This is a genomic window from Streptomyces sp. NPDC005761, from assembly GCF_040630635.1.
In the GTDB taxonomy this organism is placed as follows: Bacteria; Actinomycetota; Actinomycetes; order Streptomycetales; family Streptomycetaceae; genus Streptomyces.
The window spans coordinates 277,251-293,208 of record NZ_JBEXXX010000001.1; the positions used below are offsets into that span (position 1 = coordinate 277,251).

At 70.8% G+C, this 15,958-nt stretch carries 15 protein-coding genes; 7 read left to right on the forward strand and 8 right to left on the reverse strand.

From position 1 onward, the window contains the following. The first annotated feature begins 59 nt into the window (after positions 1–59). Positions 60–1,601, forward strand: coding sequence for an MFS transporter (locus tag ABZ434_RS01260; RefSeq protein WP_359131180.1), 1,542 nt, complete (start codon positions 60–62; stop codon positions 1,599–1,601). 90 nt (positions 1,602–1,691) lie between these two features. Here ABZ434_RS01260 and ABZ434_RS01265 read toward each other — a convergent pair whose 3' ends face one another. After that, on the reverse strand, positions 1,692–2,462 hold the full coding sequence (locus ABZ434_RS01265; RefSeq protein ID WP_359131181.1) for a DUF6227 family protein: 771 nt from the start codon (positions 2,460–2,462) through the stop codon (positions 1,692–1,694). A gap of 133 nt (positions 2,463–2,595) precedes the next feature. After that, a complete protein-coding gene (locus ABZ434_RS01270) occupies positions 2,596–3,738 on the reverse strand; it encodes a P1 family peptidase (protein WP_359131416.1) in 1,143 nt (380 codons plus the stop codon). A gap of 374 nt (positions 3,739–4,112) precedes the next feature. Between ABZ434_RS01270 and ABZ434_RS01275 the strand changes: the two genes are divergently transcribed. The 6 genes from ABZ434_RS01275 to ABZ434_RS01300 all read left to right on the forward strand — a co-directional run bounded on the left by ABZ434_RS01275 (position 4,113) and on the right by ABZ434_RS01300 (position 9,566). After that, positions 4,113–5,264: an MFS transporter gene (locus ABZ434_RS01275; protein ID WP_359131182.1), complete on the forward strand. Its 1,152-nt coding sequence runs from the start codon at positions 4,113–4,115 to the stop codon at positions 5,262–5,264. After that, positions 5,261–7,585 carry a molybdopterin oxidoreductase family protein gene (locus ABZ434_RS01280; protein ID WP_359131183.1) on the forward strand — a complete coding sequence of 775 codons (2,325 nt, stop codon included), beginning with the start codon at positions 5,261–5,263 and terminating at the stop codon, positions 7,583–7,585. The genes ABZ434_RS01275 and ABZ434_RS01280 overlap by 4 nt, the downstream gene beginning before the upstream one ends. A gap of 7 nt (positions 7,586–7,592) precedes the next feature. Continuing rightward, positions 7,593–8,195, forward strand: a complete 603-nt coding sequence (locus tag ABZ434_RS01285; RefSeq protein ID WP_024489583.1) for a 4Fe-4S dicluster domain-containing protein — start codon at positions 7,593–7,595, stop codon at positions 8,193–8,195. Next, positions 8,192–8,905, forward strand: a complete 714-nt coding sequence (locus tag ABZ434_RS01290) for a Rieske (2Fe-2S) protein (RefSeq protein ID WP_359131184.1) — start codon at positions 8,192–8,194, stop codon at positions 8,903–8,905. Before ABZ434_RS01285 ends, ABZ434_RS01290 begins: the two co-directional genes overlap by 4 nt. Next, positions 8,902–9,279 carry a hypothetical protein gene (locus tag ABZ434_RS01295; RefSeq protein WP_359131185.1) on the forward strand — a complete coding sequence of 126 codons (378 nt, stop codon included), beginning with the start codon at positions 8,902–8,904 and terminating at the stop codon, positions 9,277–9,279. Before ABZ434_RS01290 ends, ABZ434_RS01295 begins: the two co-directional genes overlap by 4 nt. Positions 9,280–9,356: 77 nt before the next feature. Then, positions 9,357–9,566, forward strand: coding sequence for a hypothetical protein (locus ABZ434_RS01300; RefSeq protein ID WP_359131186.1), 210 nt, complete (start codon positions 9,357–9,359; stop codon positions 9,564–9,566). Between the two features lie 91 nt (positions 9,567–9,657). On the opposite strand, the gene ABZ434_RS01305 is transcribed toward ABZ434_RS01300, so the two are convergent. The 6 genes from ABZ434_RS01305 to ABZ434_RS01330 all read right to left on the reverse strand — a co-directional run bounded on the left by ABZ434_RS01305 (position 9,658) and on the right by ABZ434_RS01330 (position 15,709). Further along, positions 9,658–10,119, reverse strand: coding sequence for an MscL family protein (locus tag ABZ434_RS01305; RefSeq protein WP_359131417.1), 462 nt, complete (start codon positions 10,117–10,119; stop codon positions 9,658–9,660). A 174-nt stretch (positions 10,120–10,293) separates the two neighbouring features. Beyond that, positions 10,294–10,932, reverse strand: a complete 639-nt coding sequence (locus ABZ434_RS01310; protein ID WP_359131187.1) for a hypothetical protein — start codon at positions 10,930–10,932, stop codon at positions 10,294–10,296. Positions 10,933–11,126: 194 nt separating this feature from the next. Then, a complete protein-coding gene (locus ABZ434_RS01315; protein WP_359131188.1) occupies positions 11,127–11,960 on the reverse strand; it encodes an S-methyl-5'-thioadenosine phosphorylase in 834 nt (277 codons plus the stop codon). A 116-nt stretch (positions 11,961–12,076) separates the two neighbouring features. Then, positions 12,077–12,442, reverse strand: a complete 366-nt coding sequence (locus ABZ434_RS01320) for an FmdB family zinc ribbon protein (RefSeq protein ID WP_359131191.1) — start codon at positions 12,440–12,442, stop codon at positions 12,077–12,079. Positions 12,443–12,508: 66 nt separating this feature from the next. Continuing rightward, positions 12,509–13,792, reverse strand: a complete 1,284-nt coding sequence (locus ABZ434_RS01325; protein WP_359131192.1) for an MFS transporter — start codon at positions 13,790–13,792, stop codon at positions 12,509–12,511. Between the two features lie 354 nt (positions 13,793–14,146). Beyond that, positions 14,147–15,709 carry a potassium/proton antiporter gene (locus ABZ434_RS01330; RefSeq protein WP_359131194.1) on the reverse strand — a complete coding sequence of 521 codons (1,563 nt, stop codon included), beginning with the start codon at positions 15,707–15,709 and terminating at the stop codon, positions 14,147–14,149. Positions 15,710–15,958 lie beyond the last annotated feature (249 nt).

Here is a 15,958-nt window from a genome sequence, read left to right on the forward strand (position 1 = left end):
ACTCAGGATGCCCGCCCATTGGGTCATGACCTGACCTAATCGACGTTTAACTTCCTCATATGACTTCTTCCGCATCCCTGCCGTCGCCGGCGGACGCCCCTCCGGTGTCCCCGGATCCGTCGGACCGCCGACGGTGGTTCGCGCTGGCCATCGTGATGACCGCGGCCTTCATGGACCTGGTCGACGTCACGATCGTCAACATCGCCATCCCGAGCATCAAGGAGGACACCGGCGCCTCCTTCAGCTCGATCCAGTGGATCACCGCCGGGTACGCGCTGGCCTTCGCCGCCGGTCTCATCACCGGTGGCCGCCTCGGTGACATCTACGGACGCAAGCGGCTCTTCCTCGTCGGGATCGGCGGCTTCACCGTGGCCTCCGCGCTCTGTGGATTCGCCGCCAACCCGGAGATGCTCGTCGCCTCGCGCATCCTCCAGGGCGGCACGGCCGCGCTGATGGTGCCGCAGGTGCTGTCCATCGTGCACGCCACGTTCCCCGCACACGAGCGCGGCAAGGTCTTCGGGCTCTTCGGCGCGATCGTCGGCCTCGGCGCCGTGTCCGGCCCGCTGCTGGGCGCCTTGCTCACCGAGTGGAACATCGCCGGTCTCGAATGGCGCCCGATCTTCCTGATCAACCTGCCGGTCGGCATCGCGGGTCTGATCCTCGGACGGAAGTTCATCACCGAGTCCAAGGCGCCCAAGGCGCTGCGCCTGGACCTGGTCGGTGTGGTGCTGGTGACGCTGGGGATGCTCATGCTCATCTACCCGCTGACCCGCGGTGAGGAGCTGGGCTGGCCGCTCTGGGGTTACCTGTCCATGGCCGGCAGCATCGTCGTCTTCGCCGCCCTCGTGCTGTTCGAGCGGAAGAAGGCGCGCCGGGACGGTTCGCCGCTGGTCGAGCTGTCCCTCTTCCGGGTCAAGAGCTTCGCCGCGGGCATCGCCGTGCAGCTGACCTTCGGAATCGGCCTCGGCATCTTCTTCCTGGTCTGGACGCTGTACATGCAGGAGGGGCTCGGCTGGAGCGCGCTGCGGGCCGGTACCACCGGCATCCCGTTCTCGGTCGCCGTCTCCTTCGCCGCCGGCATCTCGGTACAGAAGCTGGTGCCGCGCTTCGGGCGCAAGGTGCTCCAGGCAGGGGCTCTGCTCATGATCGCCGGTCTGCTGCTCTACATCTGGGAGTCCGGCCGCTACGGCATGGCGATCACGTCCTGGCAGATGGCGCTGCCGCTGGTGGTCATGGGCGTCGGCATGGGCCTGATCGTGGCGCCGCTGGCCGACGCGGTGCTGTCCGAGGTGCCCAGGGAACACGCGGGATCGGCCTCCGGGCTGTTCAACACCGTGCAGCAGATGGGCAACGCGCTGGGGCTCGCGCTCGTCTCGGTCGTCTTCTTCGGGACGATGGGCGACAAGCTGACCCCGCCGCAGGTCGGCCCGGCGTTCGCCGACGCGTTCGAGCACTCGCTGTGGTGGGTGGCCGGCGTGCTCGCGGCGATCTTCCTGGTGATGTTCGCGCTGCCGGCCCGCCCGAAGCAGCATGTGGAGGCCGGCGACGAGAGCGCCGAGCCGTTCGAGGAGCCCGTCAAGGAGCCCCTGCTGTCGCACTGATCAGGCAGCACGCGGAGCGGAAGAACCGACCGTGCTCGCACCCCCGCCGGGGTGCGGGCACGGTCGTGCTCGTACGGGCCGGACCGCATGTCAGCAGATGCGGGTGCGGCTCTCCATCGCTCCGCGGGCGGCTTCCTCGTCGCCGTACACCTCGCACATGTGGCGGCCGTCCGGCGTCGCGGTGTGCTCGACCTCCCACAGGCTCGTCTCGCTGCCGTCGAGAAGCAGGAAGGCGTGCTCGTACAGCGTGAACCCCGCGTCCCGTCCGTCCACCTGGCACTGCCGGCCGAAGATCTGCGTGATGTGGTGGGCGAAGGCTGCCCGCAGCAGGAGGGCCGTCTCCTCGCCCGGCACGTTCCGGTTCTCCGCCCGGCGCAGCACCCGGCGGGCGTGGTCCGCGGAGTTGTCCGGGGCGTACATCCGGGGCAGTGGGGCCGGGGGCGCCGCCATCAGGGCGTCGATGATCTCCAGATCGGACTGCGTGCCGTCGTTGCCGAAGACCGGGCCGTCGCAGAAGCCGCCGGTCAGCCGGGCCGCCGCGAGGTGGGCGTCGGCCTCGTCGTCGTACAGCTCGTGCAGGCGCGGGCCGGGCTGCGCGCCGAGCCTCGGGTCCGTGGCGTGGCGCGGGCCGCAGTGCACCAGCTCCCACAGGGTCAGCGGCGTGCCGTCGGCCAGCAGGTACGTGTGCCGGTAGGTCTCGCGGTGCAGGGCGGAACTGTGGTGCGAGGAGTGCAGGGAACTGCTGTGGGCGAGCGCGGTGCCAAGCCGCTCGACCGTGCTGTCGGGCAGGTCGAACGAGTTGAGAGCCCGTCGCAGGATTCGCTCGAGGTGCTGCTCGGTTGTCTCGTACGGATCGCTCAAGGTGCTGTCTCCAGGCCGTCGCCGCGTGTGACTTGATGCGTGCTCAACGTAGTCCCTGGGTCTGACATCGTGACCGGGGTTGAGAAAAACGTACGACGCACGCAGAACGTTCCCTCGGCTCGCTCCAACTTGCCTACTCCTGGGGCGAGTCGGCTCGGCGTTCCGTATTGTCCCGCGACTGTGCCGATTGCTCCGGTGTGCCGTAGAGATCGCCGTACGCGAGGTATGTGCCGCCGCCCGCGCGGCCGTTGACGCCCGTGGCCGCCCGCACCGCCTTCACGATCGCCCGTGTCACGGCTTCCGCACCCGCCGCCAGCAGGGCGTCGAGCGCGAGCGGGTCGGCCCGGTCCAGTGGCCGGCCGCCCGTGGCCAGGGAGAAGACGGTGTCCCCGTCGCTCATCAGATGGACGGGCCGGATGGCGCGCGCCAGCCCGTCGTGCGCCGTCCCCGCGAGCTTCTGCGCCTGTGCGCGACCGAGTTCGGCGTCCGTGGCGACGACGGCGAGCGTGGTGTTGAGAGGGGGGCGCGTGTTCGCGTCGTGCGCCTGTGCCAGGCGCTGTCGCGCCGCCCGGTGGACCTCCGGGGCGGGTGTGACGGCCGGTTCGGTGCTGCCGTACTCCCCGTACAGCACCCCGGTGCGGGGGTCGAGTACGGAGCCCGCCGCGTTCACCACGGCCAGTGCGGCCACCGTGATCCCCGAGGGCAGCAGGACGCTTGCCGTGCCCACCCCGCCCTTCAGCTGCCCGGCGACCGCACCCGTGCCCGCGCCGACGCAGCCCTCGGCGACCGCGGCGCCCGGCTCCGTGCGCGCCGCGTCCTCCACCGCCGCCCGGCCGGTCGAGGCATCCGGCCGCGCCCGCCAGTCGCCGCCCCGTCCCAGGTCGAAGACGCAGGCCGCCGGGACCACCGGAACCACCTGGGCCGGATCGGCGCCGACCCGCACGCCGCGCCCCTGCTCCTCCAGCCAGGCCATCACCCCGGACGCGGCATCGAGGCCGTACGCGCTGCCGCCGGTGAGGACCACGGCGTCGATGCGCTGCACCAGATTGCGCGGATCCAGGGCGTCCGTCTCGCGGGTGCCCGGGCCGCCGCCCCGTACGTCGACCGCCGCGACCGCCCCGCCTGGGGGCGCGAGGATCACGGTGGTGCCGCTGAGGGCTCCTTCGCCCGGGACCCGCGCGTGTCCGACGCGCACCCCTGCGACATCGGTCAGCGCGTCCCTGCGGCGGGACGGCGGTGACGACGAGGTGGGGTCTGTGCTGTCCTGGCCGGTCATCCGGTGCTCCTCGAGGTGCGGGTGGCTGACTGCGGGGCCCTTCGCGGTGAACGTACCCGGGCCGACCGAGGACCCCGCCGACGACGACGGAGCCGCGGGCTTCGCGGCCCGCTCGGCAGTCTCTCGCGCGTCGGCGTCCTCCCGTTGGGCGAGCTCGCCGGGCGAAGCGGCGGGTGCCGGGAAGCCGTTCACCCTGTATGACGCCCCGTCGTCCAGCCCGGCGGTCGCCGCCTGCGAGATCTTCGCCTCGCACGGGCTGCCGGACGTGTGAGCGATCGTCCGGCTCGTCGCCCGGGAGCCGGCGGACTGCGACGCGCTCACCCGTAGGGCCATAAAACAGGACTAATATCCCCATACAGCCCTACGCTGACGGGGTGACCGAGCCACCAGAAGCCTCTGCCGCAGCAGCGCAGCCCGCCCCCGGTGCAGGCGCCGGTACCACCGGCGCGCCCGCCGCGCCGCCGTCCGCCGACGGGTCCCCCCGCTCCGGCACCGCCGTCCCCCGGTCCGTCACCGCCCGCGCGACGGCGGCCGGCGTGATCGTCTCCCTCCTGCTGATCGTGGCCATCGTGCTCGGCAGCAGGCTCCTGGAGAACTTCGACTCCGCGCTCCTGCCGTACGCCGTGGCCACGGTCTTCCTCGCCTTCGGCGTCGCCTACCGCTACACGGTCTGGGTCTCCGCACCGGGCGCCCGACGGCTCTTCAAGAAGGGCTGGGGCAGCCTCTTCTCGGCCGCCAACTTCCGCCAGGCGCCCACAGCCCTGCCGAAGATGATCGCCACCTACCTCGGCTTCCAGAAGTTCCTCGGCGCCCGGTCCCACGCCCGCTGGGCCGCCCACCAGCTGATCTTCTGGGGCTGCATCCTCGCCTCACTGATCACCTTCCCGCTCACCTGGGGCTGGTTCACCTTCACCTCGGGAACCGGATCCGGGCCCGGCTACGAGATGCGCATCTGGGGCTTCAAGATCATCGGTTTCGACTCCCTGGACATCCTCGGCTGGCTGATGTTCCACGGCCTGGACATCGCCGCCGTCCTCGTCATCCCCGGAGCCTCCTACTTCCTGTGGCGCCGGATGAAGGACCGCGGGGCCATCACCGGCCAGCGGTTCGGCTACGACCTCGTGCCGCTCATCGCGCTGATCGTCATCTCGGTGACGGGCCTGCTCCTCACCTTCTCGTCGATCTTCCTGCACGGCGGCGGATACGAGTTCCTGGCGATCCTGCACATGGTGTCGGTGGTCTTCACTCTCATCTACATCCCGTTCGGGAAGTTCTTCCACATCGTGCAGCGCCCCGCGGCCGTCGGTATGCAGCTCTTCAAGTACACCGGCCGGCAGGACCAGGAGGTCTTCGCCTGCCGCCGCTGCGAGGAGCCCATCGACACCACCCCGTACGTCGAGAACCTCCGCGGCACCATGCGCGACCTCAGCCTCGACTTCGACGAATGGGCCGAGTACTGCCCGCGTTGCAAGCGGGTACTGCGCGGCAACGCCTATCTCTCCCAGGTGAAGAAGGGCTTCAAGTGACCACGGACCCGCGAGCCGCCGAATCCCGGCCGCTCGTCCCCCTAGACCCCTCCCTCGCCCCGCCCGGCACCCGTGCCTTCCGCGACGCCGGCGGCATTCCCGCCGACAAGTGGCACGCCGACCAGAACGGCGAGACGCTCGTCCCCACCCACTGCTGCTTCTGCGGGGTGCAGTGCGGGATGTATCTGCGCGTCGACCGCGGCGGCAAGGTCTTCGGCGTCGAACCCCGCAACCACGACATCAACCGGATGCGCCTGTGCCCCAAGGGCATCAACGCCTACCAGCAGGTCAACCACCCCGACCGGCTCACCGCCCCGCTGATGCGCCGGTCCCGGGACGAGGAGTTCCGGGAGGTCTCCTGGGACGAGGCGCTCGACTTCACCGTCGCCGAGATCAAGCGCATCCAGCAGGCCTACGGGAACGACGCCTTCGGGCTGCTGGGCGGGGCGAGCCTCTTCTCCGAGAAGACCTATCTGGTCGGCAAGTTCGCCCGGGTCGCCCTCAAGACCCGGCACGTCGACTACAACGGCCGGCTCTGCATGGTCAGCGCGGCGGGCGCCAACAAGCTCGCCTTCGGCATCGACCGGGCCGGCAACCCCTTCTCCGACATCCTGCTCACCGACTGCCTCCTGATCGCGGGATCCAATGTCGGCGAGTGCTTCCCCGTGATGACCCAGTACGTGTGGGGGGCCCGGGACCGCGGCGCCAGCCTGATCGTCGTCGACCCGCGCGAGACGGCCATCGCCCGGACCGCCGACATCCATGTCGCCCTCAAGCCCGGGACCGACGCGGCGTTCTTCAACTCCGTGCTCAACGTGGTCATCGAGGAAGGCCTCACCGACGAGGCCTATCTCGCCGCCCATGCCACCGGCTGGGAGGAGGTGAAGGCCAAGGTCGCGGAGTACCCGCCGTCCCGGGCCGCCGAGATCTGCGGGATCCCCGCGGAGCAGATCGTGCAGGTCGCCCGGACCTTCGCCCGCGCGCCCAAGGCCATGGCCTGGCACGCCCGCGGCATCGAGCACCACTCGCAGGGCGTCGAGAACTGCCTCACCGTGATCAACCTCTGCGCCGCCACCGGACACATCGGCAAGCCCGGTGCCGGCTACGGCACCATCACCGGCCAGGGCAACGGACAGGGGGGCCGCGAGCACGGGCAGAAGGCCGATCTCCTGCCCGGCGGCCGGTCGATCATGAACGAGGAGCACCGCCGGCAGATCTGCGAGATCTGGGGCATCGAGGAGTCCGAGCTCCCGCCCGCCGGAACCTCCATGATGGAAATGGTCTGGCAGATGCAGCGCCGCGAGATCCGCGGACTGATCGGCATCTGCAACAACCCCTTCGTCTCCCTGCCCAACTACAAGGTGGTCAAGGAGGGGTACGACACAGCCGAGTTCCACGCTCAGTTCGACTTCTTCCTCTCCGAGACCGCGGCCAACGCGCATGTCGTCTTCCCCGTCACCACGTGGGCCGAGGACAACGGGGTGATGGCCAACGCCGAGGCCCGGGTGGTCAAGCACAACAAGGCCCAGGACCCGCCCCCCGGCGTGCGGACCGACACCTGGGTGATCTGCGAACTCGCCAGGCGGCTCGGCGCGGGCGAGAAGTTCGCCTTCGCCGACTCGCGCGAGGTGTTCGACGAACTGCGGATCGCCTCGGCCGGCACCGTCAACGACTACTACGGCATCACCTATGAACGGCTGGAGGAGACCGGCGGGATCGCGTGGCCCTGCCCCTCCACCGATCACCCCGGCACCCCCCGGCTCTTCGAGGACGGCAGGACCTACCACCCCGACGGCAAGATCCATATGCAGGTCGTCGAATGGCACCTGCCCATGGACCCGTACGACGACGACCACCCCATGTCCCTCACCACCGGCCGTACCGTCGCGCACTTCCTCTCCGGCAACCAGACCCGCCGCCTGGGCGCCCTCGTCGAACAGACCCCGCGCCCCTGGGCCGAGATCCACCCCTCCCACGGCTTCCGCAACGGCGAACCGGTCCGTGTCGTCACCCGGCGCGGCAGCGAGGTCTTCCCCGCCCTGGTCACCGAGGCGATCCGCCCCGACACCGTCTTCATCCCGTACCACTGGCCGGTCCCCACCGCCGCGAACGCGCTGACCATCGACGCCCTGGACCCCCGCTCCAAGATCCCCGAGTACAAGGTCTGCGCCTGCCGGATCGAGCACGCCGAGGAGATCGACGAGGTGCCCGCGCCCCCGGTCGCCCCGGGCCACGTCGCCTACCCGGAGACCCAGGTCTCCCGCACCGACCCGCTGCCGCCCACGTCCCCGCAGGGCCGTGGCACCTCGGAAAGGAGCTGATGCCCGCATGATGGGCAGAACGATCTTCATCGACCCGGGGCGCTGCATCGGCTGCCAGGCCTGTGTCTCCGCCTGCCGGGAATGCGATTCGCACCGCGGCAAGTCGATGATCCACCTCGACTACACCGACGAGGGCCAGTCCGTCGCCTCCCTCCCCACCGTCTGCATGCACTGCGAGGACCCCGTCGCCCCCTGCGCCGAGGTGTGTCCCGCCGACGCGATCCTGGTGACCGCGGACGGGGTGGTGCAGCAGGCGGACACCACCCGCTGCATCGGCTGCGCCAACTGCGTCAACGCCTGTCCCTTCGGGGTGCCGAAGATCGACCTCCAGGCGAAGCTGCAGATGAAGTGCAACCTCTGCTACGACCGCACCGCCTACGGCCTCGCCCCCATGTGCGCCACCGTCTGCCCGACCGGGGCGCTCTTCTACGGCACCGTCGAAGAGCTCCAGGCCGAACGCCCCGGCGTCCAGGTGGCCGACACCTTCGTCTTCGGCGAGTCCGAGGTGCGCACGGGCGTCGCCATGGTCGTCCCCGCCGACCGCGTCCAGTGGCCGGTGCCGGGCGGTCTGCCCGTCGTGGAGATCAACGGGAAGGACGTCCGCCGATGACCGTCACCGAACAGCCGCCCCCCGGAGACCCGCGACAGCCGTCCTCCGGGGACCCGCGTGAGGCCCTGCACGACCGGATCGCCGCCGACTCCCTCACCACCCGCCGTGACTACCTCCGCATCGTCGCCACGGTCTCCGGCGGACTTGCCGTCGGCGGACTCGGCGTCGCGGGCGGCATGCTTCCGCGCCACGGCGACCCCGAGGACGACAAGGCGCCCGCACCGAAGAGGATCAGCTCCCAGCTGCTGCCCGGGGAGTCGCTCGCCTTCAGCTACCCGGAGGAGGAGGACAAGGCGGTCGCCGTCCGTCTCGACGACGGCACCCTCGTCGGCTACTCGGCGATCTGCACCCATCTGGCCTGTGCCGTGCTCTGGCGGAAGGACCGGGGCTCCGAGGGCGAGCTGTACTGCCCCTGCCACGAGGGCGTCTTCGACGCACGCACCGGCGAGGTCACCGCCGGCCCGCCGCCGCGGGGCCTGCCCAAGGTGGTGCTCACCGAGCAGACGGACGGCAGCATCTGGGCCGTCGGCACCACCCGCTCCGGCGAGAGCATCGAGAAGGGGCTGTGCCGCCAGCTCGGCGACGACCGCCCGGACCTCGCCTCCCGGATCGGCTGTCCCGGAGTCCGCAGTGGCGCCGAAGCCCCCCAGGCCGCCGGTGGCTCCCGTACCAGGGCCACCGAGCCCGAGACCTCCGGCAGGCGGACATGAGCGACGCCCAGCAGCCCGCCGGCCCGCACTACCCGGAGTACCACCCGGGCAGCGCGCGGCCGGAACTCAACCGGCCCGTCCACGAGCGGTACCCGCAGATCCGCTCCACCAGCGGCTACGGCGACCCCCGGGTCCGCCACACCGGTCCGGGGCCGGGAGCGGGCACCGACCAGGAGCCGGAGCGGTCCTCGAAGCTGACGGCACGGCTGACCCTGGCCATGACCGTCGTCATCGGGCAGCTCTGGGGGCTCACGGTCATCATCGACGAATACATGGAGGGCAACACCGGTACCGCCTGGTGGGGGGCCGGATTCCTCTGCCTGTCGTTCCTCGTCGTCCTCGGCCTCTGGTGGCTCGACCCCAAGGACCGCTGACCGGCCCCGGGCGCTCCGGCCCCGGGGGCGGACGGCACAGCCCCTCCGCGCGGCACGACGGCCGTACCCTGGGAGGTATGAGTACCGCCCCCGCCCCCGGACCGCGCGATTCGAATCCGAGCGTGCCGGACCTGCCGAAGCCCAAGCCGGCACTGATCTTCGACGATCCGCTGGACCAGCAGTCCGCGGATGATACGGACCGGGGGTGGGGTGAGCGGGCCCCCTCCGGTGGTGGCGCCGCCGACCTGGCCCGCTTCCTCGACGAGAAGCCGCCCCACCACATCTGAGCCGCGACGAGAAGCCGCCCCACCACATCTGAGCCGCGACGAGAAGCCCCGCCCCGCCAGATCTGAGCCGGCGCTCTTCCGGCCCCCGGCCCTACTCCGGGGCGCCACGCCCCGGGCCCTCGCCGTGGTTCCGCTCCACCGGGCCGCTGCGCTGAGCGACGAGCGCGTCGCGGATCTCCTTCAGGACCTCCAGCTCGCTCACCTCCATCGTCTCCTGGACGCCCTCCTTCGCCGCCTGCATCGCGGCCCGCCTGGCGAGGTACTTCGCCATCGGGAGCACCATCAGGAAGTAGACGACGGCAGCGGTGATCAGGAAGCCGAGCGTGGCGCTGAGCACCGAACCCCACAGGATCCGGATGCCCTCGGTCGCCTCGCCCGACTTCGGGTCCGTCACGCAGGGGCCCTTGAGGCAGGAGCTGTAGCTCTCCAGATCCTTGGTGCCGAACGCACCGACGAGCGGATTGATGACGCCCTTGACGATGGCGTTCACGATGTTCGTGAACGCCGCGCCGATGACGACGGCCACCGCCAGGTCGATCACGTTGCCACGCATCAGGAAGGCCTTGAAGCCCTCCAGCAGACTGACCTTCTTCTTCTCGCTCACGCCTGAGCCGTCCTTCGTATGTGCCGTAAGAGGAGCAAACCGTTCCGCAACCTACGGCAGTACAAGGGGTATCGACCCCATCTGCGGCTGATGGCAGGTGACGTGATGGTTCGTCAGTGCGAATCAGCACAGGATCACCGCGAAACCCGACGAGATCCCCGCACCGGCCAGCGTCGCGGCCGTCGCCCGCGGCACGGAGAGCACGATCAGTGCCCCGTTCTCCGTGGTGGCCTCGGCGGATGCCGCGGGCACCTGGGCAACGCGCGCACCCTTCGCCACCACTCGGGAGCCGGTTGCGGAACCCTCGGACGCGATCACGTCGACCCGGTCCCCCGGCCGCAGCAGCCGGACGGTCGCCGCATCGGTGATCCGGACGGGCGCGGACACCAGACGGGCCGGCGACGCCACCCGGCGCGAAGCGGTTCCGGCCGCGGCGGCCGCGTGCCCGCCGTGCCCACCCTCGCCCCCGGCCCCACCGCCCCCGAGCCCCGAAGCGGCCAGCGCGGCAGCCGTCAGCGCCAGCCCCGCGGCCATCGCCCGCCGCTGCCGCCACACCGCCCGCCGCAGCCGGTGCCCGCTGCCCCCGCGCACCCGCAGCGGAGGAAACGACGGCACCCCGCCGGGCGGCGGCACGGGGGTGGGCAGGGGCGGGGGAGCGGAGGGGGAGAGGGAGGGCTGCGGGGAGCCGGAGAGAGGAAGGGGAGAGGGCCGGGAGAGGGTCGAGGGCTGCGGGGGCCCGGAGGAGTGACCGTACGGGAGCATGCCAAACACCGCCTGCGCTACGGGAGTTCAGAGGGAAGGGGGCAGAGGAACCGGATCCGGAGGTCCGGCCGGACCCGACCGGCCGGACAGCACCCACGATTCACCACCCGCGAGATTCCCGCTGAGCCCTGTGGACGGCCCACGCGATGTGGAGAACTCCCCCACCCGATCGAGGGGCGACAGGAGTTGAGCGCCTACGGCAGCGCGATCCCCGTGTCGATCCCGTCCAGGGCATGCGCGCACAGACAGTCCCGGTCGCCCTCCGCCGGCAGCGCGGCGACCGCGTCGAAGAGGACCGTACGCAGACGGTCGACATTGGCCGCGAAGACCTTGAGCACTTCGCCGTGCGAGACGGCCTCGCCGGCCTCCGCGCCCGCGTCCAGGTCTGTCACCAGCGTCATCGTCGTGTAGCAGAGGCCCAGCTCACGGGCTAGCACGGCCTCGGGGTGCCCGGTCATCCCGACCACCGACCAGCCCATCGCCGCATGCCAGCGCGACTCCGCCCGGGTCGAGAAGCGCGGCCCCTCGACGACCACGAGCGTCCCGCCGTCCACCGCTTCCCAGTCCCGTCCCCGGGCCGCCGCGAGGGCGACCCTGCGCCCCTTGGGGCAGTACGGGTCCGCGAAGCCGAGGTGCACCACCTTCGGTGCCACCCCGTCCGCGCGGGTCTCCCCGTCGTAGAACGTCTGGACACGGGTCTTCGTGCGGTCGACCAGCTGGTCCGGCACGAGCAGCGTCCCCGGCCCGTAGTCCGGCCGCAGCCCGCCCACCGCGCACGGGCCGAGTACCTGGCGTACACCGACCGAGCGCAGCGCCCACAGATTGGCGCGGTAGTTGATGCGGTGCGGCGGCACATGGTGGCCGCGTCCATGACGGGGGAGGAAGGCGACCCGGCGGCCGCCGATCTCGCCGAGGAAGACGGAGTCGCTCGGCGCTCCGTAAGGGGTCTCCACGCGCACCTCGGTGACGTCCTCCAGGAAGGAGTACAGCCCCGAGCCACCGATCACACCGATCTCTGCGTTCACCATGCGGTCACAGTAGGCGTTCCCCGAACGGCCGGGGAGACCGGGCGGGGACGCCGAGGACCCCGCCGAGCACATCGGCGGGGTCCCGGTGAAGCCAGGTGAAACGGTTGGGCGGCGCCTCAGGCGGCCGACGAACCGCTCGACGAGGACGACGAAGAAGAGGATGACGACGCCGTGGAAGAGCTGGACGAACCGGTGGAGGACGTCGACGACGAGGACGACGACTTCGCGTCCGATCCCGTCGAGGACGACGATCCGGAACCCGAAGTCTTCGCAGCGGCCGGGGCCGGCGTGCTGCTCGACGAGGATCCGCGGCTGTCGTTCCGGTAGAAACCGGAACCCTTGAAGACGATGCCGACCGCCGAGAACACCTTCTTCAGGCGTCCATCGCAGCTCGGGCACACCGTGAGGGCGTCATCGGTGAACTTCTGCACCGCTTCGAGGCCCTCGCCACACTCGGTGCACTGGTACTGGTAGGTCGGCACTTGTTCCTCCTGGCACTCTGACTCGATGAGTGCTAACGACGCTCCATACTGACGTATTCCGCGGCATCAGTCCACCGTGACCGGTCCGCGGTGACCGATCCCACGTGCCACGGTCCGCCCCGGGACCTTCGGGAGCAGCCGCGAACGCAGCGCCACCAGCGTCACCAGCGCCAGCACCGTGCCCACCAGTGGCACCAGGAATCCGGTGCTCGCGCCGTGGGCGTCCGCGAGCCGCCCGGCCACCGTCACCGCGGCAGCCTGCCCGAGTGCGACCGCGCCCGTCAGCCAGGTGAACGCCTCGGTCCGGGCGGAGCCCGGGACCAGTGCCTCGACCAAGGTGTAGCCGCTGATCAGGGCGGGGGCGATGGACAGGCCGACCAGAAGTCCGAGACCGGCCAGAAGCGGCACGGAGTGCACCGCCCACAGGCCCGAAGCGGTGAGGGTCAGGGCCGCGTACCCGGCGATCAGCCGGCGTCGCGGGCCCGTCTTCCAGGCGATGGCACCGCAGGCGATACCGGCCAGCATGTTGCCGGCCGCGAAGATCCCGTACAGCAGACCGTTCGCACCGGGGCTGCCGATCTCCTCGGCGAAGGCGGTCAGCGAGACCTGCATCCCGCCGAAGACCGCGCCGATCCCCAGGAAGGACACCGCGAGCACACGTACGCCGGGGATGGACAGGGCGGAGGCGTGCCGCTGCGATCCCGCGGAGCCGGCGTTGCGCACCGCGGGCTGGGTGGCGCGCTGCGCGGCGAAGAACAGGCCGCCGAACAGGGTCAGGGCGGCTTCGGCGATCAGCCCCGCCGCCGGGTGCACCCCGGTGCACAGCGCGGTGGCGAGGACCGGACCGATGACGAAGGTGAACTCGTCCGTCACCGACTCGAAGGCCGCCGCCGTCGACATGAGCGGCGAGGCCTCCCGGCCCGGTGCCGCGCCGAGCACGGCCGCCCAACGGGCCCGCACCATCGGGCCGATCTGCGGGACCGAGGCCCCGGTGGGTACGGCGGCTGCGAACAGCGCCCACATCGGGGCGCCCGCCAGCGCGAGTGCGGTCAGGCCGGAGACGGACGCCGTGTGCACGAGGACGCCCGGCAGCAGCACGGCACGCTGGCCGAGGCGGTCGGCGAGCTTGCCGGTCTGCGGGGCGAACAGGGCCATGGACACCCCGGTGACGGCGGCGACGGCGCCGGCGCTGCCGTACGAACCGGTGGTGTGCTGGACGAGCAGGACGATGCCGATGGTCAGCATCGCGAAGGGCTGCCGTGCGGCGAAGCCCGGAAGGAGGAAGGTCCACGCACCCGGGGTGCGCAGCAACTGCCCGTAACCGGGGCGGTCGGAGACCGTGGACGCCACGGTCCTTGCCTTTCTGCCGCCTGGTGGCCGTGCCCCTGCGGAGCGGGCCGGCACAGGGGTGCGGACCCGGTCAGGAGCTGCCGAGAGCTGTCCTCTTCGCGCGGAACTGCGGTAGATGCCGGGCGCTCACAGCAGAGGCGGAGGACGCCACGACCGCCATACGGTCGCGCCAGCTCTGCGTCAGGCAGAGTTGGTGGATCAAATAGGTCGATCTAGGTTTCCTTCATGCTACAGGCAAGGGTCCCGGAACGCCTGTGATTGTGCGCAAGGCAACGTCTGTCACCTGTGAACGCTGGGGCGCTAACGCCTCAGGTGCAGGCGCCCCGCGCTCGGACAGGGCGCCTGCCCGCATCCTCAGTGGTGCGCCCTGGTATCGCGGGCGGACCGGCCCTCGTGTTTCTGGGGGTCGTCCGTCCTGCCGAGCTTCTTCACTGCCTTGAGCGCGTTGGCCACGTTCGGTCCGGCGAGGGTCTCGTCGGCGGCGTTCCCGCCGGTCCCCAGCCAGCCGGCCAGCTTGCCGCCCTCGCCGATCGCGCGCAGCCGGGCCTCGGTCGCGTCGCGCACGGGGTCGGTCGTGACGACCAGCAGCTCGTCGCCGCGGCGCAGCACGGTCGAGGGTGCCGGGACGAAGCTCTTGCCGTCCCGGACGACCAGCGTCACGGCCGCTCCCGCGGGCAGGCGCAGTTCGCCGACCTCGACGCCGTGCATCTTCGACTTCGCGGGGATGGCCACCGAGAGCAGATGTCCGCGCAGCCGTTCCAGGGGCGCGGACTCGATGCCCAGGTCGGCCGTCTCGGACGGGTCGTCGGCGATCTTGAGGGCCCTCGCGAGCCAGGGCAGGGTCGGCCCCTGGATGAGGGTGTAGACGACGACGAGCACGAAGACGATGTTGAAGACCCGGGTGGAGCCCTCGATACCGGACACCATGGGAATGGTCGCCAGGATGATGGGGACCGCGCCGCGCAGCCCCGCCCAGGACATGAGGGCCTTCTCCTGCCAGGGCAGCCGGAAGGGCGCCAGCGAGATGAAGACCTCCAGCGGCCGGGCCACCACGGTCAGCACCAGCCCCACGACGACGGCGGGCCAGAAGTCGTCGATCAGGTCGTGCGGGGTGACCAGCAGTCCGAGCAGGACGAACATGCCGATCTGGGCCAGCCAGCCGAGTCCGTCGGCGAAGCCGCGGGTGGCGGGCCAGTGCGGCAGCTTGGCGTTGCCGAGGATCATCGCGGCGAGGTAGACGGCGAGGAATCCGCTTCCGTGGAGCATCGCGCCCGCCGCGTACGCGGACACCGCGATGGCCATCACGGCGATCGGGTAGAGGCCCGAGGCGGGCAGGGCCACATGCCTCAGTCCGTACGAGCCGAGCCAGCCGACGGCGATGCCGAGCGCGGCGCCGATCGCCAGCTCCAGGGCTATCTCGCCCACGAGTACGTACCAGCTGTCGACCGGCCCCACGGTCGAGAAGGCCACCACGAGGATCACCACAGGGGCGTCGTTGAAGCCGGACTCCGCCTCCAGGACGCCGGTGATGCGCGCGGGCAGGGGCACCTTGCGCAGGACGGAGAAGACCGCGGCGGCGTCCGTGGAGGAGACGACCGCTCCGATGATCAGCGCCTGCCGCCATTCCAGACCGACCAGGTAGTGGGCTCCGGCCGCGGTCACGCCCACGCTCACGCCGACGCCGACGAGCGAGAGGACAACGGCCGCGGGCAGCGCGGGTTTGATCTCTTTCCACTTCGTGCCGAGGCCGCCCTCGGCGAGGATCACGACCAGGGCCGCGTAGCCGATCACCTGTGTCAGCTCGGCGTTGTCGAACTTGACGTCGAAGAACCCGTCCTGCCCCATGGCGATCCCGATGCCGAGATACAGGAGCAGGCTGGGGAGCCCGCTGCGCGACGAGATGCGCACCGCCGCCACCGCGACGAGCAGAACAAGCGAGCAGACGAGCAGGAGTTCGTTGAGCGCGTGGACAGTCAGTGGCCGGTCCTTCCCTGCGTACGCCTGCCGGATCGACTTCCGGCGGCCGGTACTTCGTTACCTTACCTAATCTTTAACGTTTTCTTGATGCGTTCGAGTACTCGTACGATCGCTACGCAATTCGAACCATCCCGATACCGCGTCCGACCGGCCTCGACGCTGCGCCTATGGTTGCTCCTGCACTCCCAG

What these genes read in the sequence shown, in the direction of transcription:
- ABZ434_RS01260 (WP_359131180.1), top strand. Translation starts at nt 60, where the DNA reads ATGACTTCTTCCGCATCCCTGCCGTCGCCGGCGGACGCCCCTCCGGTG.
- ABZ434_RS01270 (WP_359131416.1), bottom strand. Translation starts at nt 3,738, where the DNA reads ATGACCGGCCAGGACAGCACAGACCCCACCTCGTCGTCACCGCCGTCC.
- ABZ434_RS01285 (WP_024489583.1), top strand. Translation starts at nt 7,593, where the DNA reads ATGATGGGCAGAACGATCTTCATCGACCCGGGGCGCTGCATCGGCTGC.
- ABZ434_RS01290 (WP_359131184.1), top strand. Translation starts at nt 8,192, where the DNA reads ATGACCGTCACCGAACAGCCGCCCCCCGGAGACCCGCGACAGCCGTCC.
- ABZ434_RS01295 (WP_359131185.1), top strand. Translation starts at nt 8,902, where the DNA reads ATGAGCGACGCCCAGCAGCCCGCCGGCCCGCACTACCCGGAGTACCAC.
- ABZ434_RS01300 (WP_359131186.1), top strand. Translation starts at nt 9,357, where the DNA reads ATGAGTACCGCCCCCGCCCCCGGACCGCGCGATTCGAATCCGAGCGTG.
- ABZ434_RS01305 (WP_359131417.1), bottom strand. Translation starts at nt 10,119, where the DNA reads ATGCGTGGCAACGTGATCGACCTGGCGGTGGCCGTCGTCATCGGCGCG.
- ABZ434_RS01310 (WP_359131187.1), bottom strand. Translation starts at nt 10,932, where the DNA reads ATGCTCCCGTACGGTCACTCCTCCGGGCCCCCGCAGCCCTCGACCCTC.
- ABZ434_RS01315 (WP_359131188.1), bottom strand. Translation starts at nt 11,960, where the DNA reads ATGGTGAACGCAGAGATCGGTGTGATCGGTGGCTCGGGGCTGTACTCC.